The following is a 22,283-nucleotide window of genomic DNA, read 5'->3' as shown; positions in this document are numbered from 1 at the left end:
GTTCTGACCCCAGGATCAGCGCCGTCGCTCCAGCCACCACAGCAGCGATGCGCACAGCACGAACGCCAGCCACCACGGCCAGCGCGATCCCGGCACGGGTTGCATCAGCGACGCGGTTGCCGGGGAGCTGCCCGCCAGCGCCTGCGTGGTTGCATCGATCATTGCCTGCTGATGCAGCGCGGGCGCGTCCTTCGGGTCGAATGCATAGCGCCAGAGGGTAGCGTCGCCGTGCTGCAGGCGCTGCCAGCCCGCCTCGCGCGGCCACCAGCCCGCGCAGCGCAGGTCTGACGTCGCGCCATCGACGATCAGCGGCGTGCCTTCACCGCGTGCGTTGAAGGCCTGCAGCGGCGCCTGCACGCCGCATAGCGCCTGCCGTTCGCCCGCCCAGCTGATCGGCTGTGGCGACCACAACGCCTCAGCGCTGCCCTGCGCCCGCGCCAGCGTGGCAATCACGCCGCTCCACAGTTCGCCGTGGCGGTCATCGCGGCCGGCAAGTACCCAGCGCCAGCTGTCGGTGATGGGCAGCAGGCCGATGCGGCCTTTGCCGGTAGCGCGCCAGCCACCGACAGCCTTGCCGGTGCGATCGTGCAGCAGCGCGTTGCTGCCAGGTACCTGCAGCGCCAGTGCTTCCAGTGTGGGCAGCGCGGCGTCGTGCGAACTGCGGTCTGCCTCTTCGCCGTAGCCGGTCGGCAGCGTACCCGCGGCGAGCGGGCCACGTCGTGCGGCGAGGACCGCGCTCTCGCCGTCGCCGGGAAGTTCGAGGACCTGGCTGCTGCCATCACCCCGCAGCGGCAGGCCCAGATCGTGCAGGCGTTGGCGCGCGCTGGCCGAAGGGGCGCCCGCACTGCGTACCAGCACGCCCAGTCCTTCGCGCAGCGCCTGCCGCACAGCGGCCAGCTGGGCGGCATTCAATGCCGCCAGGCTGCGCTCGTCCAGCAGCAGCAGATCGCTGCGCGCCAGCGACGCCGCGTCCAGCGGCAAGGCCCCGTCGCCAACGCTCAGGCCGGCACCGGTATCGGCCTGCACCTGCACGCGGATGCCGGCATCGGCTGCCCAGCGGCGCAGGTACTTCAGTTCGGGGCCCGGCGCCCTGGCACGCACCTGCAGGCGCAACGGCGCCGCCGGCAGGGTCTGCTGCGGCACCGGTGCGCTGTCCACCACATGGCCGTCGGCATCGAGCAGGCGCAGCTGGAATACGCTGCGGCCTTCGGCGCGGGTGATGCCACTCAACTGAACGTGGCCGTCTTCGGCAACATCCGCGCGATCGACCACGCTGCCGGCCGGGTCGAGCAGTTCCGCCTTTGCCCGGGCAACGCCACGCGCCTGTGCCTGTACCTCGAAGCGTGCGCCGGGCGCGGCGTCGGCCGGTGGCTGCAAGGCGACCCAGCCGCGCGGCGTCGCTGTCGGCTGCCAACGTACGTCGCGTGGCAGTACTGCGTCGCGGTCACGCGCGACCAGGCCGGCACCAACCAGCGTCAGCGTGGAGGCCGGATGCTGCCGCAGCGCGGTGGCCAGGTCGGGTACGCGCTTTGCGCCGGGCACATCGGCAGCTTCCGGCAACAGCCACAGCGGACCTTCGCTGGCCGGGAACGCGCCGGCCCTGCTGGCATCGATTCCGAGCACAACCAGCCCGCCTGCGGGTTGCTGGCGGGGGGGCGGCACCAGGCAGAAATACAGCAGCGTGGCGACGATGACCTGCAGCCCGATCCCCCCCCAGCGGCGGCCACGGTGCGTGGTGTTGCCGCGCGACTGGCGAACGCTGGCGATCGCCACGATCACAGCGAGTGCCAGGGCGATCCACAGGTTCAGGCCGGAGGGGTTCATGGCTGCGCCTCCAGCGCGTCCAGGTAGCGCTGGCCCATCGCATCGGCGGCACCGCGCCGCATCGCCTGCGGCAGTGGACGCTGCAGCGCCCGCCACAACTGAGCGCGCAGGCGCCGGCGGCAGTCGCGGCAACCGGGCTCGATGCGCAGCTGCTCGATGGCGGCAGCCAGATCCAGCGCATCGGGCAGGTAGGCGGCATTGCGCTGCTGCCAGGCAGCGAGTGCATCGAGGTCGGGCACGCTGGTGTCATCACCGAGGCGCTGCCAGGCTTCAACGATGGCCCGGTCGGGCGGGGTTCGGGCGGCCAACGGCAGTTCACGACTGGCCAGTCCGGCGCGATCACCGCCGAGGCGACGGCCTTCATCGATCGGTGGCAGCTCTGGCCCGACCCGGGCCAGATAGATGCGTTCGGCCTGCTGCACCTGCTTGATGAAACCCAGCGCCTTGTAGGCAAATGGCAACGCCTGCTCTGGCCGGCCCTGGCGCAGCTCGCCTTCGGCCGACCACATCTGGTCCAGCGCGGCCTTCAGCGTGGCCCGGGTCTGCGGGTCGAGCAGGGTCGCGGCCTCGGCATGGTCATGGGTGTGGCCGTATTCGGAGAGCACATCGGTGGCGCTGCCGAACACCGGTGGCGAATCGGCATTGGACGCCTTGCCGCCGTGATCGTGGCCATGCTCATCGTGTGCCCCGGCCTCGGTGCCATGGTCGTGCTCGTGCTCGTCGTCGTGGCTGCCTGCAGCTGGCGCATCGCTGGTGGGCAGGTCGCTGGTCGGCGGCGGCTTCGGTGCGCCTTCGCTTTCCTCACCCAGGAACTGGCCGTAGCGCAGGCGCAGGATGCGCTGGTCGACACCGATCGCATCGCTGCGCTTCACGAAGTCCTCGGCAGCGAGGCTGCGTCGCTGCCGGATCAGCGCTTCGGCATCGATGATGATCTGCCGCTGGCTGCGGAAGTAGGCCGGCAGCGTCTTCTTGATGCGGCCTTCCAGTTCAGCACCGAGTGCAACCTCGGCGCTGGGCAGGCGCAGGATCACGCTGCTGCTGCGCCCGGCCTGCGGTGTTGGCGCGTGGTTGTCGCGTACTTCCAGCTGGGCGATGACATCGCTGCCGGGCTGCGCGCCCAGCGCAGCCAGGTCGAGGGTGTACGCGAAACGCCGTGCAGTCGCTTTGCCGCTGCCGGTGAGGCCGACACTGCGGCGAACGAAGGTGATGTTCTCGCCGCTGCCCCGGGTAATGGTGATCGACAGCGTTGCCTGCGTGGCCACGGCGTAGTCATCGCTGGCTTCGAAGCGCAACGACCACTGGCGTTGCCCGGGCGTGCCCAGCACCAGGGTCGCGGCGGGCTCCAGCACGCGCACGCTGGGCGCACGATCAGCGACCACATCCAGGCGATGCAGGTGGGTTTGGGCCAGTGCAGGTTCGCTCACCACGCGGTACAGCACAGGCACGCGCGCCACATCCTGCGCCAGCCACTGCCCATCCTGCTCGCTCAGCGGCAGCCGGCGGCCGTCGTGGAACTGCAGCCATGCCTTGTCCGGCGCGCGATCGAAGCGCAACGACCACGACAGCCGGCTGTCCGCGGCGACCTTGGCATCCAACGCGTTCTGGGTGCGCGTGGCCTGGCCGGTATAGGCCGGTGCGTCGATCCGCAGGCGGGTGGACTGAAGGTGCAGCGGGCCGGCGGCAGCCGTGCTGACAGGCGCCGATGTGCGGGCCGGCGCGGAGCCGGGGCCGGAACGTGGCCAGCCGAATGCCAGCGCAGTGATCGCCAGGCCTGCGACCCAGCTCAGGGCCAACGCCCTGCGCGGCCAGCGCGGACGCAGGTCCGGTGTCGCGCGCTCCAGCGTGGCCAGCACATGCGCGCGCTGGCGCTGCTGCAGCGGATTGAGCGTTGCCATATCGGCGAACAGCAGGTCGGCACTGTCCTCGCTGGCACCGCCGGCATCGAGCTGACGCTGCACCCACTGTGGGTCCAGCTGGCGGGCACGTGCCGTGGCGAGCGCTGCGCAGGCGAGCACGCTGACCGTGCCGACCACGCAGGCGATATCGAAGCCCGCCAGGCGCAGCGCCAGCGTCGTCGCGGCCAGCGCCCACGGCAGGCCCAGCAGCAGGGTAACGAGTGCACGGCGACGGCGTGCGCGTTGCCAGGCGTACTGCAGGGTGTTCATGCGGCCCCCCTGCGCCGGCGACTACTGGCCACCCAGCGCTCCAGCGCGAACAGCACCACGATGACCAGCAGCAACCACGTGGTTGGCTCACGCGCTGGGGGCGCTATGGCGGGCAGTGCGGCCCGGCGTGGTGCCTGGTCCTGTGCATCGCCGAGGCGCGGTGACGCTGGCGGTTGCAGGGCCAGCAGCAGGGCACGCGGCAACTGCGGGTCGCGCAGCGCAGCGTTGCCTGAGGCATCCCAGTCGCCGGGTAGTGACAGCAGGACGCCGTGGCCGATGCGCTGCTGCCACAGCAGTGGTGTGCCGTCGGCGTTGCGCAGCAGGATGCCGGCGCCGCGAGCAGGCTTGCCGGCGCTCACTGCACGACCGCCGTCGCGCAGCCACGCCTGCCAGCTCGCCGGCAGTGCATCGCTGCGGCTCCATACGCCGATCTCGCCGCGTTCGGGCAGGGCATCAACCGACAGAGGAGCGGGCGGCGCCTGCATGCCCCACGCGCGCTGCAGTGCGTTCACCCAGTGCTGGGCGGCGGCCGGCGCATCGCTGTGCACGCGCAGACGCGGCATCGTCGCGGCACTCGGTTGCGGAGTGGCCGGTATCGGTCGCGGCCGCCACTGCACTTCGCGCGACAGCTGCAGGCGGGCGCCATCCAGACCGGGCAGGGGATCGGGAACGTGCACGGTCAACGCGGTGCCGGCGGGCAGCTGTGCATCCAGCTCACGCAACAGGCTGGGCAGCGATGCGCTGGATGCCGGCGTTGCCTGATCGATGCTGGGGAAGCCGGGCGCCAGCCAGTGCCAGTTGCCCGCTTCGGCGGTGCCGCGCAGTGCGGTCGCGTCCAGTCCGGGAGCCACTACCGTCCAGGCAGTGGGGACCGGGGCAGGGCCGACCAACGCAGGGCGCGCCAGCAGCATGGCCAATGCAGCCAGCAGCAACAGGCGCACCAGCAGCAAAGGCCAGTCATCGAAACGGATGCGCTGGCGCGGGCGGATCTGTGCACGCAGCCAGCGCAGCGCGGCGAAATCCAGCGGCGTGTACGGATGGCGCCGGGCCAGATGGATCAGCAGCGGCAGCAACCACGCAGCGAGCGCGGCCAGGCCCAACGGGAACAGCAGGGTCATGCACCGCCCCCACGACCGAACAGCACCTGCAGTGGATGATCCAGCGGCTGGTCGAGCCAGCCAGTGGCACTGGCGATGCCGCTGGCCTGCAGGCGCGACTGCAATGCGTTGCGTGCGTCGGCGAAGCGCTGCAGGTAATCGGCGCGGATCGCCGCGCCATCGCCCAGCAGTTCCTCGCCCGTTTCCGGATCGCGGAAGCGATGGCCGGCGTCGAACGGGAAATCGCGCTCGTCGGCGGTGAGGATCTGCAGCAGTGCCACTTCACGGCGTGCGCTGGCCAGTTGCTCCAGCAGCACGATGCAGGCCGCGTCGAAGCCATCACCAATCGCCAGCAGCAGGTCGCCCGGACGCACACGCTCCCACAGCGGGCGCAGGCGATCGGCCACGGGCCAGCCGCCGCGCGCATGCAGGGCATGCAGTTGCAGATGCACGCGGTCACGCTGGCGTGCGCCGTTCGCTGCGGGCACCAACTGCAGTCCATCGCCATTGATCGCCAGCAGGCCGAAACGGTCGCCCTGCTGCAGCGCCAGTTCCACCACGCAGGCGGCCACGCCGCGCATGTGATCCAGGCGCGTGCGCTGCGGTGCCGCGCGATCGGCCTGGCCGGCCGAGGCGGTAGCATCGAGCAACAGCCAGACCGTGATCGGGCTTTCGCGTTCGGATTCGCGCACGAAGAAGCGGTCCGAACGCGCGTACAGCTTCCAGTCGATCTGGCGCAGCTCGTCGCCCGGTTCGTAGGCCCGGTACTGGGCGAACTCGAGGCCGGCACCGCGGCTGCGGCTGGCGTGCTGGCCGATGCCACTGGCGCCGCTGGCCAGGCGCGGCCGCAGCCGCAGCAGGCGCAGGCGCGCACGCAGTTCCGGAGGCAAGGTCAGCGGGGTACCGGCGTTCACGCGTGGCTCAACCCGGGAACGGCACGGCCTGCAGCAGGGCGGCGACCACGTCGTCGGCACGCTTCTGCTCGGCCTCGGCGGCGAACGACAGCAGCAGGCGATGGCGCATCACCGGTGCGGCCAGTGCCTGCACGTCCTCGCGGGTGGCGGCGAAGCGGCCCTGCAGCAGTGCGCGCGCTTTTGCCGCGAGCACCAGCGACTGGCCGGCGCGCGGACCGGCGCCCCACTTCACCCATTGGTTGATCGCCGCCGGGGCGCCTTCGCCTGGCCGGCTGGCGCGCACCAGGCGGGTGATCCAGGCCAGCACGTCGGGGCTGACATGCACCTGCCGCACAGCCGCCTGCAGGGCGATCACCGCCTCGGCATCCATCACTTTCGGCACCGCGTCGGTGGCACCGCCGGTGGTCTGTTCCAGGATCCGCCGCTCCTCGTCTTCGCTGGGGTAATCCACCAGCACGTGCAGCAGGAAGCGGTCCAGCTGTGCTTCTGGCAGCGGGTACGTGCCGGCCTGCTCGATCGGGTTCTGCGTGGCCAGCACGAAGAACGGCGCGGGCAGCGCGTAGGTGGTTCCGGCGTAGCTGACGGTGCGTTCCTGCATTGCCTCCAGCAGTGCGGCCTGGGTCTTGGGCGGGGTGCGGTTGAGTTCGTCGGCCAGCAGCAGGTGGGTGAAGATCGGGCCCTGCTGGAAGCGGAAATGGCGATGGCCGGTGCCATGGTCTTCCTCCAGCAGCTCGGTGCCGAGGATGTCACTGGGCATCAGGTCGGGGGTGAACTGCACGCGCCGGAACTGCAGTTCCAATGCCTGGCCGAGCGAGCGTACCAGCAGGGTCTTGCCGAGCCCGGGCGCACCTTCCAGCAGGCAGTGGCCGCCGGCCAGCAGGCCGATCAGCAGCTGCTCGACCACGGTGTGCTGGCCCACCACCGCGCGTGCGAGCGCGGCGCGCAGTTCATCCAGGCGCGGCAGCAGGGAATCGAGGTCGGAGGAATTCATGGGCGTGCAGGTCCTGTCAATTGTTCAACGCGTACATCACGATGTTGACGCCAAAGCGGGTGTTGTCTTCGGCCAGGAAGCGCTTGTTGCGCCAGTCGTAGTCCCACTCGCAGCCATAGTCCTTGTTGCTGTAGAGCAGGCCCAGCCGACCATCGACCTCGATGCCCTTCAGATAGTCGTGCACCAGGTCGTCGCCCCAGCCGTTGAGTTCGAAGCTGGTGGCGGGCGGACCGTCCGGGAAGCGGAAGAAACTACGGTACAGCGCGTGGCTGTTGGGCAGTTTCTGCAATGCCTTCGGACCGAACAGGCGGCCCATCTGTGCCTCGAACGAGGTGGCGAACAGCCCGTCGATGTCATGGTTGCAGTCATCGACGAAGACGAAGCCGCCATTGCGCACGTAGCGCACGAAGTTCTGCCGTTCGGCGGCGTTGAACTCCACCATCGTGTGCCCGGCCAGGTAGCAGAACGGCGCTTCCAGCATGCGCGGGTCGGCCAGGGCCACCACGTGTTCCTGCGGGTCCACGCGCAGCGATGTGTAGTCGATCAGCGAGGTGATCAGGTTGGATGGCATGCGCGCGTCCACGTCCCAGTCACCGGAGTCGTACTGCAGGCGGGTGAACCAGAAGTCGTAGCGCGAACTGCGCGGGCCTGCCTGTGCCCAGGCCGGCAGCGCCGCCGCCGAAGCGGCAGCGGCCAACCAGCGCAGGCAGGCCCGGCGATCCATCAGACCGCGTCGGACAGCGAGGTGAAGGTGAAATCGCGCAGCTTCATCGGCGGGATCATCATCACGTAGCTGGATTCATCACCGGCCACACGCACCGGCTTGCCCAGCTCTTCGATGTTGTTGAGCATGATCACCGGCGACTCGTTGAAGCGGAAGTTCTTCACCGGATGCTTGATCTGGCCGTTCTCGATGTAGAAGGTGCCGTCGCGGGTCAGGCCGGTCAGCAGCACGGTCTGCGGATCGACCATGCGGATGTACCAGGTACGCGTGACCAGGATGCCCTTCTGGGTGCCGCGCACCAGCTCGGCGGTGCTCTTGTCGCCACCGCTCATCAGCAGGTTGCCCGGCGAGGCCTTGGCGGTCTTGCCCTGCTTCTGCGCCCAGAAGCGCGAGTAGTCCAGATTGGCGATCCTGCCGTTCTCGATGATGGCCATGCGTTCGCGCGGCAGCCCTTCGTTGTCCCACGGCAGCACCGGTGCATCCGGATGCCACGGGTCGGCGATCATGGTCACGCGCGGATCGTAGACCTGCTCGCCCAGCTTGTTGCCGCCGCCCTTCTTCGACAGGAAGCTGCGGCCTTCATCGGCCGAGCGTGCACTGAAGAAATTCATCATGAAGCTGATCAGGCCTGCCGCTGCGGCCGGCTCCAGGATGACCGTGTACTTGCCCGGTTCCAGTGCCTTGGCTTCGGCCGATTCGGTGGCCTTGCGCATGGCGATGCGGATGTCCTGGTCAGCCTTGAAGTCCGCCGCGTCCTTCAGGTTGCGGCCGACCCAGCCCGAACCGCGGCCATCTTCGGTGCGCACAGTGCAGGTGTAATCGAAGTTGGTGGTGCGCTGGTAAGCGAAGTTGCCGTTGCTGTTGGCGGTGGCCTGGAAGCCCTGGCCGTCCTCCAGGAAGCCGGCGGCGACCAGGCCGTGGCCGCGGCACGGGGCGATCGAATCGGCAGCAACCTTGGCACGGAAGGCTGGATCGATCGCGGCGGTGGATTCGCTGAAGGTCGGGCTGGCGCGGTAGCTCTGCTTGCCGATGGCCGGCATGAACTCCGGGTTCTCCGGGGCCAGGCGGGCCAGGTCTTCGGCACGGCGTACCACGCGTTCCAGCGCGGCGTCGTCGAACTCGTTGATCGAGGCAGTGCCGACGCGCTTGCCGAAGGCGACGGTGACCGCCAGCTCGGTGTTGTCGACGATGCCACTGGTGGAGACATTGTTCAGCGCGAAACGGATGTTGCCGCTGATCGCGCCGGCCAGCACGGCGGTGCACTCGTCGGCCTTGGACAGGGCGATGACCTTGTCGAGGATGGCCTTGGCCTGGGCTTCGGTGAAGATACTCATGGTGTAAGGGCTCCTGACCGGTCAGCCGAGGCTGCGTGCGGTGTTGATGACGTTGATGCCGTTGAAGCGCGCGGTCGACGAACCGTGCGAGACCGCCGAGACCTGTCCCGGCTGGCCCTTGCCGTCGAAGAACGAACCGCCCAGGCGGTAGTCACGCTCGTCGGCCACGGCGGTACAGGCGTTCCAGAACTCCGGCGTGCGGATCTGGTAGGCCACGTCTTCCAGCATGCGGGTGATCTGGCCGTTCTTGATCTCGTAGAACAGCTGGCCGCCGAACTGCGCGTTGTAGCGCTGCTGGTCGATCGAGAACGAACCGTCACCGATGATGTAGATGCCGTTCTCCACGTCCTTGATCAGGTCCGGCACGCTCAGCGGCTTCTTGCCCGGTGCCATCGACACGTTGGCCATGCGCTGGAACTGCACGCTGGACCACGAGTCGGCATAGCAGCAGCCGTCGGACTCGGTCTTGCCGAGGATGTGGGCCTGGTCGCGGATGGTCTGGTAGTCCACCAGCTTGCCGTTGCTGATCAGGTCCCAGCGCTTGCACTTCACGCCTTCGTCGTCGTATGCCACTGCGCCGAGGCTGCCTGGCTGGGTCTTGTCGGCGAAGATGTTGACCAGCTCGCTGCCATACTGGAAACGCTGTTCGCGCTTGTCCAGGGTGGCGAAGCTGGTGCCGGCGTAGTTGGCTTCGTAGCCGAGCACGCGGTCCAGTTCCAGCGGGTGCCCAATCGACTCGTGGATGGTCAGCCAGGTGTGCGACGGGTCGAGCACCAGGTCGTACTTGCCCGGCTTCACCGACGGTGCCTTCAGCTTTTCCTGCGCCTGCCGGGCGGCGGCGATGGCGTCTTCCTTCATGTCGTAGGAAGAACTGTAGTTGACCACGCCATTCGGGCTGACCACCTTGCCCGCGGCGGCGCCGTCCAGGTATTCGTAGCCCAGGCCCATCGGCGAGGACAGGCCCGATCGGGTGCGGAACTTGCCGCTGCTCTTGTCGATGGCGGTGACCGTCATCGGCGCCCAGATGCGGTGCACGTCCTGGTCGATGTAGGAGCCATCGGTGGAGGCGAAGTACTTCTGCTCGTTGACCAGGAACAGCATCGAGTTGACGAAGCTGGCACCGGCGCCCATTGCGGCGGCGTTGACGTCCAGCAGCAGGCCGACCTTGTCCTTGATCGGCACCTCCATCGCATTCTTGCGGATCGGCGTGCGCCAGCTCACCTCACCCACGCCCGGTGCCTTGGCCAGCTGCACCGGTGCGGTCTGCACGCCGGCATTGGCCTTGGCGATCGCCGCCGCCTGCTGCGCGGCCCTGGCCACGTCGGCGGTACCCAGTGCGTTGGTGGCGGCGAAGCCCCAGGCGCCGTTGACGATCACGCGGATGCCGACGCCGGTGGACTCGGTGTTCACCACGTTCTGCACCTTGTCTTCGCGGGTGATCACGAACTGCCGCAGGTAGCGGCCGATACGCACGTCGCAGTAAGTGGCACCGGCGCTGCGTGCGGCCTGCAGAGCGGCGTCGGCCAGGCGCTTCTTCAACGCCGGGTCGAGGCTGGACTGCAGTTGCTCGGCGGCGATCACCTTGCCGAAGAAGGAGGGCACGATCAGCCCGCCCGCGGTAAGCCCGGTCAGGGCCAGGAAGTCACGTCTTTGCAAGGCTGCTCTCCATATCGAAGGATGGGTGGCTCAAGCGCCGAGACTGCGCGCGGTGTTGATGATGTTGATGCCGTTGAAGCGGGTGGTGGACGAACCGTGCGAGACCGCCGAGACCTGGCCCGGCTGGCCCTTGCCGTCGAAGAACGAGCCGCCCAGGCGGAAGTCGCGTTCATCGCAGATGGCGGTGCAGGCATTCCAGAATTCCGGCGTGCGGATCTGGTAGGCCGCATCCTCGACCATGCCGGCGATCTTTCCGTCCTTGATCTGGTAGTACAGCTGGCCGCCGAACTGCGCGTTGTAGCGCTGCTGGTCGATCGAATACGAACCGCGGCCGTGGATGTAGATGCCGTTGTCCACGTCCTTGATCATGTCCGCGACGCTGAGCGGTTGCTTGCCCGGCGCCAGCGAGACATTGGCCATGCGCTGGAACTGCACGCTGGACCAGGAATCGGCATAGCTGCAGCCATGCGATGCATCGCGGCCGAGGATGTGGGCTTCATCGCGGGTGGCCTGGTAGTCGACCAGGATGCCGTCGCGCACCAGGTCCCAGCGCTGGGTCTTGACGCCCTCGTCGTCATAGCCGACCGCACCGAGGCTGCCCGGCTGGGTCTTGTCGGCGAAGAAGGTGACGATGTCGCTGCCCCAGCGGAAACCGGCATCGCGCTTGTCCAGCGTGGCGAAGCTGGTTCCGGCGTAGTTGGCTTCGTAGCCGAGCACGCGGTCCAGCTCCAGCGGGTGGCCGACGTTCTCGTGGATGGTCAGGAACAGGTTGGACGGGTCCAGCACCAGGTCGTACTTGCCGGGCTTCACCGACGGCGCCTTCAGTTTCTCGCGCGCGTGGCGGGCGGCCGCAATGGCGTCCTCGACCGGGTCGTAGGAATCGCGGTAGGCGGTGATGCCGCCGGGCAGGTGTACCTTGCCGCGCGCATCGCCATCGAGGAACTCATAGCCCATGCCCATCGGCGAGGACAGGCCGGCGCGGGTGCGGAACTTGCCGCTGGCCTTGTCGATGGCGGTGGCGGTGAACGGCAACCAGATGCGGTGGATGTCCTGGTCGATGAACGAGCCGTCGCTGGAGGCGAAGTACTTCTGCTCGTTGACCAGGAACAGGGTGGAATTGATGTAGTCGGCGCCCGCATCCAGCGCAGCGGCATTGAGGGCCAGCAGCAGCTCGACCTTGTCCTGGATCGGCACCGCCATCGCGTTCCTGCGGATGGGCGTCTGCCAGCGCACTTCACCGACGGGCGGCGTGGGTGCCAGTTGCACCGGGCGGGTCTGGATGCTGGCGTTGGCGCGGGCGATCGCCGCAGCCTGCTCGACCGCTGCGCGCACGGCGGCCTCGGTCTGCTGATGGGTTGCAGCAAAGCCCCAGGCACCGTTGACGATCACCCGCACGCCCACGCCGGACGATTCTCGGTTGGTCACATTGCCGACCTGGTGCTCGCGGGTGATGACCGACTGGTTGAGGTAGCGGCCGATGCGCACATCGCAGTAGCTGGCCTTGGCCGTGCGTGCGGTGGCCAGCGCGACCTCGGCCAAGCGCCGGCGCTGGGCGGTATCGACCGGCGCCAGCAGCTGCTCGGCGGCGATGGCACGGGAATGCGGCAGCAGCAGGCCGGCCAGGCCCAGGCCGGAAAAAGCCAGGAACTCACGTCGTTGCACAGCGTTTCTCTCTCTCGCTTGCGTGCGGTCGGCAACGCGCCGGACCGATCACGTCAACTCCTTGACTTTCGCCAGCGCGGCGCAACCGGGCAAGTGACTGCAGTCATGGTTGGGTGGGTTTCGGCAGGGTTTGCAGCCCTGCACCTGCTTCAAGCCAGGGCAACGTCAACGTCAAAAGCGGGCATTCCGTGAGTGGGCGGGGCGGTGTCGGATTGCGGGGACGCCGTGAATCCGTCCATGGGGGCTCGGCAGCCGCATCCATGCGGCTGACACCCCGCAATCCGACACCGCCCCACCTCTGACAGATTCCTGCGGCTGTTGGTAGGTGTCGACCTTGGTCGACACGATTTTTCTGTCAGATATCGAAATGAATCCGGGGTCAGATCCGTTTTCCTGCGGAAAACGGATCTGACCCCAAGAGCCGTTCCAACAGATCGCTGGAAGCTGTCGAAGGCGGGGTGGGTCCGGCTGCGGGGATGTCCGCGGCATGGGCCCGAGGCATGCCGCGGGCGGGTTGGGCAGGACGCCCAACCCCGGTCTTGCCGTGTGCGCAGGACAGCGCACACGAGCAAGGCGCGGCCAAGCCCCCAAGGACGGGTTTACGGCGTCCCCCGCAACCGGGCCCACCCCGCCAACCCACGGAACGCCAGCTTTTGACGTTGCTCTGGCTCTGGTTCCGGCTTCGGCGGGTGCAGGGCGCAGCCCTGCCGAGCAACACCCCCTCGTGCACAATGGAGCCGACCCCGCCTGGACACCGTCCTGATGTCGAGCAAGCCGCATTCAGAAGCCTGCGAGCGCAACCGCGAACCCATCGCCACCGCACTCGACCCGTGGATGGGCGACCGCCATCGGGTGCTGGAGATCGGCAGTGGTACCGGCCAGCACGCAGCCTTCTTCGCCGAGCGCTGGCCGTGGCTGCGCTGGCAGCCCAGCGACCATCCGGACCATCTGCCTGGCATCGAGGCGTGGCGCGCCGAGGCGGCTCTGCTCAACCTGCTGCCGCCCGTGGCGCTGCAGGTGGAACTGCCGCCGGCAGTGGGCCTGACCCTGCCGGAGGGCAGCTCGTTCGATGCGGCGTTCACTGCCAATACCCTGCACATCATGGGTTGGGAGCACGTGCAGGCGCTGTTCGCCGCGCTGCCGCCGCTGATGCGCCACGGTGCGCTGCTGGCGGTCTACGGCCCGTTCAATTACGGCGGCCGCTACACCAGCGACAGCAACGCGCAGTTCGATGCCTGGCTGAAGGCGCGCGACCCGCGCAGCGGTATCCGCGATAGCGAAGCGGTGCAGGCGCTGGCGGCGGACAACGGGTTCACCCGGTTGGGTGACGTGGCAATGCCGGCCAATAACCGGCTATTGCTGTGGCGGTTGGGGTGATCAGGTAGCGGATTGTTCGAATTGCCGCAGGCAGTGCTGGCAGCTTGCACTGATGCCATCCACTAAACGTTCCAGAACCGGGTGGCGCATGCCCTCTGCCTGCAGTTCCGCAAGCAACGCCCGGGCGATGCCGGGCAGCTGTGTTGCCATGTCGAACAGGCCCGACAGTGCTTTCTGCGGGTCCAGCGTCATTCCATCAGCGGTGGCCTCCCAATCCGCCAGGCGGACATCCCACCAGCGGTAATGGCTGCCGATCTTCATGGCCATCTTGATCTTGCGTTGCTGCAGGTGTGCATAGGGCAGTGCACTTGAGATGTCATACAGCGGGGCAAGGCGAACGTTTCCTTGTGCGCCGATCAGCAGCGAATAGTTCTTGGCATGCGCGTCGGTGCCGCCAATGAGATAGTTGAACTGCAGTGCCTGCAGCAGCCTTTCGACATCCGCTCGCGGCTTGCTGGAATGTTCCCAAAGCACGCGCGCCAGATCGGCCGGCCCCGGTCCGCCTTGGTTCTGGTACTTGATGTGTGGCATGACACCCAGCGCTTGGCAGAAGTCTTCCTGGTGAACGCGTTGCCAACCCTGTGCTGTTCGTACGCGGTCGAAGCGCGTCACCGCAATGGCCTGTGCGTCCTCCATGCAGATCATTTCAGTGGACGCAGCCGACATGCCGAGTTGACTGGCCAGGCGCAGACAGAAGACCTCGTTCTCCACGAATCCGTCATAGTCGCCACTGGGGGGTTTGAGGATATGCGTGGTGGGGATGCGACCGGCCGGAATTGCCCAACCTCCGTCGTCGCGTTGCATCAGGGCGATCTTCGGTTGCGCCCCGGCCAGGCTGAACTGGCCGACATCATCGGGTTGCCGCGCTGCAATCTGGTCCACTCGGATCCGCTGAAGGCGCTGGCGACCTCATGGAGGGGCAGCGGCTCCTGCCGATCGTCCTCACCGGCAAGTACGGCGGCGAGCCGTTCGCGTCGTACGAACTGGACCGCACCGGCACAGTCTTCACCGACATGTGACAGCAATGCGACCGGGTTGCGGGACGAAACTTGGAACCGGGAAGCCCATCGCTGCAGAAGGGCCTCGTTGTCGGGCAGCAGCCCCCACAGGACCGCAGAGAGCGTGGCAGCGGGCGCGCTGTTCTCTGTCAATGGAAGTGCAAGTGACAAGGGATAGGCGCCCGGCGTCTGGCGCCAACTGTCTGCATACCGGAATGTCGGATGGCCATGTGCATCCTGTCCCAGGTATCCAGCCAGTCTGTTGGAAAGGAGTACGTTGAGGTCCATGCGGGAGGCACGATGTCCGGGAGGAAGGGGCTGTCAGACGGCCTTGTGGGGCTTTCTACGCCCCAACGTCATGGCAGTCGCGCGGTGCTCGTCCGGGCGCAGCCCGTTGCCATCCACGATAGTGTCGATATCAGGCAGTTCCAGAGGCATTTCCGACGATGCAGCGGAGGAGGCCATTCCCTCGACAGTGCCCGTAGCCAGTATCAGGCCGAGGACGTTGAGCGTCCGCAGCACCAGTTGCAGCTCCACCCGTGGCTTGCCCTTCTCCATTTCGATGACCCATTGCCGACTGACGCCTACGCGTTCGGCCAGCTGGGCCTGATCCCAACGGAGTGCTTTGCGACGCTGGCGGATGACCAGGCCCAAGTCTCGGGACGTTCGCAGGATGTCCATAGGCGGAATGTATGCGCTCGGCAACATTTAATCAAAAGTCGCCGTTCGATAACATTTCGAGAATGTCACGGAACGGCGACAATTTCTGAAATGTCGACGTTCGCTGGCATGGATCGCCAGCGCTTCCGGCTCTAGATCCTTTCGGGCAGTCGGCCAAGGGCCGGTAGGGCCCTGCTGCCGGTTACGCCACCTGCACGATATGCAGCGCCTTCGGATTGCGCCACTGCGCCAGCAGGGCCGCTTCGCGCGCCTTGGCCTGCTCGAAATGCGCTTCCTTGACATGGCCGAAGCCGCGGATGTGCTCGGGAATGCTGGCAATCTCCACCGCCAGCGACAGACGGTCATCCTCCAGCCCGTCCAGCAGCATCTGCACCGTCGCCTCGTAATCAGCAATCAGCTTGCGCTCCATGCGGCGCTCCCCGGTGCGTCCGAACACATCGAAGCGGCCGCCACGCAGGAACTTCAGCTTCGCCAATAGACCGAAGGCCTTGAACATCCACGGGCCGTATTCCTTCTTCAACAGCCGCCCCTGCTCGTCCTTCTTCGCCAACAGCGGCGGTGCCAGATGGAAGCGCAGCTGGTAGTCGCCCTCGAACTGCTGCTGCAGGCGGCGCTGGAAGTCGCCGCTGGTGTACAGGCGCGCCACTTCGTACTCGTCCTTGTAGGCCATCAGCTTGAACAGGTACCGCGCCACGGTCTCGGTCAGCGCAGTGGAACCGCCGATGCGGTCGGCTTCGGTGGCGCGTACGCGCGCTACCAGGTCACGGTAGCGCTTGGCGTAGGCGGCATCCTGGTACTCGACCAGGAACGCGGCGCGGCGCTCGATCATTTCATCCAGCGAGCGCGACAGGCGGGCGTCGTCCAGCGGCAGGAACGCCACGTCGCCACCGTGCGAGGGCAGGCCACGCAGTTCGCGTTCGTCGCCGGTGTTGCGCGGTGCCGCAGTGGCACCCCATTCATTGCCCTCCCACTCGCCTGGCGGCAGCGGATGCAGCGGGCCCGGGGTGGATTCGGTATCGGTATGGCGGTTGCGCACCAGGCCGGCCGCCTGCTGCACGGCCTGCGGATCGACCACGGCCAGGCGGCCCCAGGCGAACGCCTGCTGGTTCATCGCCACGGCGGCGCCATTGAGCTCGATGGCGCGCATCAGTGAATCGAACGAGAGCGGCACCAGGCCCTGCTGCCAGGCATAGCCGAGGATGAACAGGTTGGCGGCAATGGCGTCGCCCAGCAGCGCGGTGGCCAGCTGGGTGGCATCGAGCAGCAGCGGCTCCTGGCCGCCCAGTGCCACGCGCACGCCGGCGATGATGTCGGCGGCGGGGAACTGCATGTCCGGGCGGGTGGTGAAGGTGCCCGGCATCGCTTCGTAGGTGTTCAGCACCACCTGCGAACGGCCGGCACGCACCTTCGACAGCGCCCAGTAATCGTTGACCACCACCATGTCGCAGCCCAGCACCAGGTCGGCCTCGCCAGCGGCGATACGCACGGCATGGATGTCTTCAGGGCGACGGGCAATGCGGATATGCGTGGTTACCGCGCCGCCCTTCTGCGCCAGGCCGGTCTGGTCGAGCACGGTTGCACCCTTGCCTTCCAGGTGGCCGGCCATGCCCAGCAGCGCACCGATGGTCACCACGCCGGTACCGCCGACGCCGGTGATCAGGATGTTCCAGGGCTGTTCCAGGCTGCCGCGGAGGGTCGGCGCCGGCAGGTTGTCCAGCAGCGTGGACGCATCGCGCTTGCTGCCCTTGCGCGGCTGGCCACCGTGCACGGTGACGAAGCTGGGGCAGAAGCCGTTCACACAGGAATAGTCCTTGTTGCAGTTGGACTGGTCGATCTCGCGCTTGCGTCCGAACTCAGTTTCCTTCGGCAGCACCGACACGCAGAAGCTCTTCTTGCCGCAGTCGCCGCAGCCTTCGCAGACCAGCGAGTTGATCATCACCCGCTTCTGCGGGTCTTCCAGCTTGCCGCGCTTGCGGCGGCGGCGCTTCTCGGTGGCGCAGGTCTGTTCGTAGATCAGGATCGAAACACCCTTCACTTCGCGCAGGCGCTTCTGCACTTCGTCCAGCTCGCTGCGGTCATGGAACTCGACGTCGCTGGGGAAGTGCTCGCGCTGGCCGGTCCACTTGCCGATGTTGTCCGACAGCACCACGATGGTGTGGATGCCTTCGGCACGCATCTGTCGTGCGATGTCCGGCACGCTCAGCGGACCGTCCACCGGCTGTCCACCGGTCATCGCCACCGCATCGTTGTAGAGGATCTTGTAGGTGATGTTGACGCCGGCGGCGACCGCCTGGCGGATCGCCAGCGAGCCGCTGTGGAAGTAGGTGCCGTCGCCCAGGTTCTGGAACACGTGCGGGGTATCGGTGAACGGCGCCTGCCCGGCCCAGGTCACGCCTTCGCCGCCCATGTGGGTGAAGGTGTCGGTGCTGCGGTCCATCCAGGTCACCATGTAATGGCAACCGATGCCGGCCAGCGCACGCGAGCCTTCCGGCACGTTGGTGGAGGTGTTGTGCGGACAGCCCGAGCAGTAATGCGGCACGCGCGGGAAGCTGGCGCGCGGCAACGCAAGCTCGGCTTCCTTCTCCTGCATCCACTGCAGCCGCTGCTCGATCGATGCGTTGTTGAAGAACTTCTGGATGCGGCGGCCGATCACGCCGGCGATGGTGGCCGGGGTCAGCTCGCCGGTGGACGGCAGGATCCATTCGCCGCTCTCGTCGTACTTGCCGACGATGGACGGGCGCTGGCCCCAGCTGGCCGGCCAGTTGAAGAACTGTTCCTTCATCTGGCGCTCGATGAAGGCACGCTTCTCCTCCACCACGATGATGTCTTCCAGGCCCTGCGCGAAGCGGGCGATGCCCTGCGGCTCCAGCGGCCAGGTCATGCCGACCTTGTACACGCGGATGCCGATGTCGGCGCAGGCGGCTTCATCCAGGCCCAGGTATTCCAGCGCCTGCAGCACGTCCAGGTAGCTCTTGCCGGTGGTGACGATGCCCAGCCGCGCGCGCGGCGCGTCCATCACCACCTTGTCGATGCCGTTGGCGCGGGCGAATGCCTGTGCGGCCTTCACCGCATAGCGGTGAAGGCGCATTTCCTGGTCCAGTGGCGGGTCCGGCCAGCGGATGTTGAGACCGCCCGAAGGCATCTCGAAGTCTTCCGGCAGCACGATGCGGCGCGCCATCGGGTCGACCTCGACCGAGGCCGACGATTCGACTGTCTCGGCGATGGTCTTGAAGCCGACCCAGCGCCCGGTATAGCGGCTCATCGCCCAGCCCAGCAGGCCCATGTCGAGGATGTCCTGCACACCGGCCGGATTCAGCACCGGCATCATCGCGCTGACGAACTCGTCCTCGCTGCCATGCGGCAGGGTCGAGCTGCGGCAGGCATGGTCATCGGCGGCCAGTGCCAGCACGCCGCCGTAGCGCGAGGTGCCGGCGGCATTGGCGTGCTTGAACACGTCACCGCAGCGGTCCACGCCCGGGCCCTTGCCGTACCACATGCCGAACACGCCCTGCACGTTGGCGCCGGGGAACAGGTTGGTCTGCTGGGTGCCCCACACCATGGTGGCGCCCAGGTCCTCGTTGAGGCCGGGGGTGAACTTCACCTTGGCTGCGTCGAGGTGTTTGCGTGCGCGCCACAGCTCCAGGTCGAAGCCGCCCAGCGGGCTGCCGCGGTAGCCGCTGACGAAGCCGGCGCTGTCGATGCCTTCGTGCGCGTCGCGCAGGCGCTGCATCAGCGGCAGCTTCACCAGCGCTTGCACGCCACTCAGATAGATCCGCCCCTCGTTGCGGGTGTACTTGTGGTCGAGCGTGTAGTCACGGTCGATCAGGTCGGTGGAGGAGGGCGACGTGAGTTGCGCGGTACTGGTCATGGCTGGCCCGGTCAGGATCGGCTGGCACCGGCCGCGTGCAGGCACGCGGCGGGAAAGGCGCGAATTGTAGCAGCGAGGCCCGGCCGCCCCGGCACTCGCGCCGGCGGCCATGCTGGGGTTAGGATCGGGGAGAGAGAGGGAGGCTGCGGTTGCGGCCTGGGGAGAAGGGATGTCAGTTGCAGGAAAGATCCTGGGCAGCATGTTGCTGGTCTCGGGAACGGCCCCGGTGTGGGCCGCGCCGGCGGTGCCGGCACCACAGGAGTTCTACTTCGACAGCGATGCGGCCGCCGTGCCCATGATCGTGGTCCAGTCCGACGGGGATGCGCTGGTGGCGCAGCTGCTCAAGCAGCGCGAGCGCGGCCGGCGTACCGTGGAGGCCACCGTGCAGCTGGCGTCGGTAGCCATTGCCCAGGGCCGTACCGAACTGGGTGAACAGCTGTATCGCGAAGCGCTGAAGGATGCGCCGGTGCAGGGCAGCCTGGGCCGTGGCGTGCGCTGGAACTACGGCTGGGACCTGCTGCGTCAGGGCCAGCCCGAAGCCGCCCTGGAGCAATGGCAGGCCGCTGCCGGTGGTTCGCTGAGCAAGCCGGGCTGGTTGCCACCGACCTATGCGTTGGCGCTGTGGCGGGCCGGGCAGAAGCAGGAGGCGGTGCAGTGGTACGCCGCCGCAGTGCGTACCGAGCCGACGCAATGGAGCGACAGCAGCCGCTATGCGCAGTTGCTGCCGTTGTGGCGCGACGACGAGCGTGCCTCGCTGGCGGAAGTGCAGCAGGCGTGGGCGGCTGCCCCGCCGGCCTGGCCCTGAGGGAGGGGGTTGCGCCGGGTTGCACCCGGCACCCGCAGAGGCAACGGCCGAAGCAACAGCAACAGCAACAGCAACAGCAACAGCAGGCTCTGAGCTATCTGTGGCTTGGTCGGGGCGGTCTGGGGCTGCAGGACACGCCGTAAACCCCGCTCCGCGGCCCGGCCCAGCCGCTGGAGGCTGGGCGTTCGGGCGCTTGCGAAGCAGTGCTTCGCAAGCAAAGCGCCCTCACCCATGGGGGCTCGATGGCGCCATTCATGGCGCCAACGGTCCTGCAGCCCCAGACCGCCTCGACCCCGACAGGTTATCGGCGGCGGTGGGTAGATCCACGCCATGCGTGGATGAATCCGCATCGGAATCAACTATTCGATATCTGATCGAAATGCAGCCGAGCGTGGGCTCGGCTCTACAGAAAGCGGCCAGACGACCGGCTTTTGCTTTTGATCATCTTTTTTCTTCTCCGTGGCCGACGTCCCCGGAAACTGTCAGGGGGCGGGTGGGTAGGCTGCGCAGGGACGTACTTGCAGCGCCCCCTGCGCAGCCTACCCACCCGGCCAACCACGACTGTCGCTTTGAGCGACCAACCACGAGGGGCTGCGCCGTTCGCGGGAACCTCAATCGTCCGCGGAAACCGTCCGCCCCGACGCCCACGCGCGCAAGGCCTCGACCTGCTCGGCCATCAGCACCGACAGCGGCCTCGTCGCGCGGATCTCGTTCATCAGCAACTCGGTGTCCAGCGGCCGGCCTTCGGCGTGCGCTGCGTACAGTCCGGCCACGATCGCCTGCTCGATCTCCGCGCCGGAGAAACCATTCGCCGCGGCCGCCAACGCCGGCAGTGCAAAGTCGTCTCCATTGAGCTGGCGTCGCCCCAGATGCAGCCGCAGCAGTTCCACGCGCACTTCGGGGGTGGGCAGGTCGACGAAGAAGATCTCGTCGAAACGGCCCTTGCGCAGCAGCTCGGCCGGCAGTTCGTGCACCTGGTTGGCGGTGGCGACGATGAAGACCGGCGCCTTGCGTTCGGCCATCCAGGTCAGCAGGTAGCCGAGCACGCGGCGCGATACGCCACCGTCCTCGCCACCACTGGCCAGGCCCTTCTCGATCTCGTCCATCCACAACACGCAGGGCGCCAGCTGCTCGGCCGAGGCCAGCGCCTGGCGCAGGTTGGCCTCGGTCTCGCCGTGGTACTTGTTGTACAGCGCACCCACGTCCAGGCGCAGCAGCGGTACACCGAAGCCGGCGGCGGTGGCCTTGGCCAGCATCGATTTGCCGCAGCCCTGCACGCCCAGCAGCAACATGCCGCGCGGCGGGTCCAGGCCGGCCGGTGCCGAGCCGGCGATGAAGGCCACCCGGCGCTGGCTGATCCAGCGCTTGAGCCGGTTGGCGCCGGCCACGTCGCCGAAGCGTGCGCTGTCGTGCTCGAAGAACAGGTGGCCGCTGCGGTTGAGCAGCTCGAACTTCAGCCGTGCCAGCTGCGGCAGGTCGTCGTCGCGCAGCGCGCCATCGGCGTAGATCAGCTGGCGGGCGATGCGGCGGGCATCGACCAGGCTCAGGCCCTGCAGGTTCTTCAGGATCTTCTTCACCGCCTCGCTGTCGACCTCGACACGGCGGCCGCCGTGTTCGCGCGCATAGGCGTCGGCCTCCTCGCGCAGCATCTTCAGCAGGGCATTGGCATCGGGCAGGCGCGGGTTGAAGCGCACCGCCAGTGCTTCCAGCTCGGCCGGCAGCTCGACCTTGGCGCCGATCAGCACCAGCACGTGCGGTTCGCTGTGGCGGCGCTGGATCAGGTCGCGCAGTGCGCGCTGGTGGCTGGCATAGCCCAGGTAGGGGTGGAAATCGAGCAGCAGGTAGACACCGCGCTGATCAGCCTGGCGGATCATCTGCAGCGCGGCGCTGGCATCGGGCGGGCCGACCGGCGGATCCTCGCGGTCCAGGTCGATGCGGCGCAGGCCCTCGGTGATGGACCAGCGGTGCAGGGCCCGCCACACGTGCATCAGCGTCTGCCGGAACAGTTCAACGATGCGCCCCTCATCCTGGGTCTCGATCACGATCAGGGGGGTATTGGCGCGGATCAGTGCGCTCAGGTCCTGCAGTTCGCTCATGCCGGTTCGATCCTTCGGGGGCGCCACGATAGCAAAGGCGATGGCCACTGGTTCAGCACGGCGCTACCTCCCGTCACCACCGCCGGTGTAC

Annotated in this window: 15 protein-coding genes and 1 pseudogene; 2 read left to right on the top strand and 14 right to left on the bottom strand. The window is 67.6% G+C overall.

The window, feature by feature from the left end:
- Positions 1-15: 15 nt before the first annotated feature.
- From AC5P74_RS11065 to AC5P74_RS11025, 9 genes are read right to left on the bottom strand one after another with little or no spacing between them, the layout of a single operon-like run.
- Positions 16-1,824 (bottom strand): amino acid adenylation domain-containing protein, encoded by a 1,809-nt coding sequence (locus AC5P74_RS11065; RefSeq protein ID WP_346607622.1) that lies wholly within the window; start codon positions 1,822-1,824, stop codon positions 16-18.
- The gene (locus AC5P74_RS11060; protein ID WP_346607623.1) at positions 1,821-3,989 is read right to left on the bottom strand and encodes a hypothetical protein; all 2,169 of its coding nucleotides are present in this window, start codon (positions 3,987-3,989) and stop codon (positions 1,821-1,823) included. Before AC5P74_RS11060 ends, AC5P74_RS11065 begins: the two co-directional genes overlap by 4 nt.
- Entirely contained in the window at positions 3,986-5,107 is a 1,122-nt protein-coding gene (locus AC5P74_RS11055; RefSeq protein ID WP_346607624.1) for a BatA domain-containing protein, read from the bottom strand. The genes AC5P74_RS11060 and AC5P74_RS11055 overlap by 4 nt, the downstream gene beginning before the upstream one ends.
- Positions 5,104-6,000: a DUF58 domain-containing protein gene (locus tag AC5P74_RS11050; protein WP_206619830.1), complete on the bottom strand. Its 897-nt coding sequence runs from the start codon at positions 5,998-6,000 to the stop codon at positions 5,104-5,106. The genes AC5P74_RS11055 and AC5P74_RS11050 overlap by 4 nt, the downstream gene beginning before the upstream one ends.
- A gap of 7 nt (positions 6,001-6,007) precedes the next feature.
- Entirely contained in the window at positions 6,008-6,991 is a 984-nt protein-coding gene (locus AC5P74_RS11045; RefSeq protein ID WP_065178689.1) for an AAA family ATPase, read from the bottom strand.
- A 16-nt stretch (positions 6,992-7,007) separates the two neighbouring features.
- On the bottom strand, positions 7,008-7,715 hold the full coding sequence (locus tag AC5P74_RS11040; protein WP_053497967.1) for a DUF4159 domain-containing protein: 708 nt from the start codon (positions 7,713-7,715) through the stop codon (positions 7,008-7,010).
- Positions 7,715-9,049 carry a TldD/PmbA family protein gene (locus AC5P74_RS11035; protein WP_061479901.1) on the bottom strand — a complete coding sequence of 445 codons (1,335 nt, stop codon included), beginning with the start codon at positions 9,047-9,049 and terminating at the stop codon, positions 7,715-7,717. The genes AC5P74_RS11040 and AC5P74_RS11035 overlap by 1 nt, the downstream gene beginning before the upstream one ends.
- 21 nt (positions 9,050-9,070) lie before the next feature.
- Complete coding sequence (locus tag AC5P74_RS11030; RefSeq protein WP_171958011.1) at positions 9,071-10,705, bottom strand: TldD/PmbA family protein; 1,635 nt, start codon at positions 10,703-10,705, stop codon at positions 9,071-9,073.
- A gap of 30 nt (positions 10,706-10,735) precedes the next feature.
- Positions 10,736-12,367 carry a TldD/PmbA family protein gene (locus tag AC5P74_RS11025; RefSeq protein ID WP_495204920.1) on the bottom strand — a complete coding sequence of 544 codons (1,632 nt, stop codon included), beginning with the start codon at positions 12,365-12,367 and terminating at the stop codon, positions 10,736-10,738.
- A 762-nt stretch (positions 12,368-13,129) separates the two neighbouring features.
- Between AC5P74_RS11025 and AC5P74_RS11020 the strand changes: the two genes are divergently transcribed.
- A complete protein-coding gene (locus AC5P74_RS11020; protein WP_346608193.1) occupies positions 13,130-13,744 on the top strand; it encodes a DUF938 domain-containing protein in 615 nt (204 codons plus the stop codon).
- Here AC5P74_RS11020 and AC5P74_RS11015 read toward each other — a convergent pair whose 3' ends face one another.
- The 4 genes and pseudogenes from AC5P74_RS11015 to AC5P74_RS11000 all read right to left on the bottom strand — a co-directional run bounded on the left by AC5P74_RS11015 (position 13,745) and on the right by AC5P74_RS11000 (position 19,291).
- Complete coding sequence (locus tag AC5P74_RS11015; RefSeq protein ID WP_495204919.1) at positions 13,745-14,626, bottom strand: HipA domain-containing protein; 882 nt, start codon at positions 14,624-14,626, stop codon at positions 13,745-13,747.
- A gap of 155 nt (positions 14,627-14,781) precedes the next feature.
- Positions 14,782-15,030 (bottom strand): annotated as a pseudogene (locus AC5P74_RS11010) (HipA N-terminal domain-containing protein); the annotation flags it as partial.
- 33 nt (positions 15,031-15,063) lie between these two features.
- Positions 15,064-15,396, bottom strand: coding sequence for a helix-turn-helix domain-containing protein (locus AC5P74_RS11005; protein ID WP_253135087.1), 333 nt, complete (start codon positions 15,394-15,396; stop codon positions 15,064-15,066).
- Between the two features lie 208 nt (positions 15,397-15,604).
- Entirely contained in the window at positions 15,605-19,291 is a 3,687-nt protein-coding gene (locus AC5P74_RS11000) for an indolepyruvate ferredoxin oxidoreductase family protein (RefSeq protein WP_206619834.1), read from the bottom strand.
- Positions 19,292-19,460: 169 nt separating this feature from the next.
- Between AC5P74_RS11000 and AC5P74_RS10995 the strand changes: the two genes are divergently transcribed.
- Positions 19,461-20,096, top strand: coding sequence for a tetratricopeptide repeat protein (locus tag AC5P74_RS10995; protein ID WP_014035497.1), 636 nt, complete (start codon positions 19,461-19,463; stop codon positions 20,094-20,096).
- A 611-nt stretch (positions 20,097-20,707) separates the two neighbouring features.
- On the opposite strand, the gene AC5P74_RS10990 is transcribed toward AC5P74_RS10995, so the two are convergent.
- A complete protein-coding gene (locus tag AC5P74_RS10990; RefSeq protein WP_005420987.1) occupies positions 20,708-22,192 on the bottom strand; it encodes an AAA family ATPase in 1,485 nt (494 codons plus the stop codon).
- Between the last annotated feature and the right edge of the window lie 91 nt (positions 22,193-22,283).

The organism is Stenotrophomonas sp. YJH_SMC_94-11 (assembly GCF_059370435.1).
Note: the sequence above shows the minus strand (reverse complement) of the source record. Positions and strands in the feature narration are given on the sequence as shown.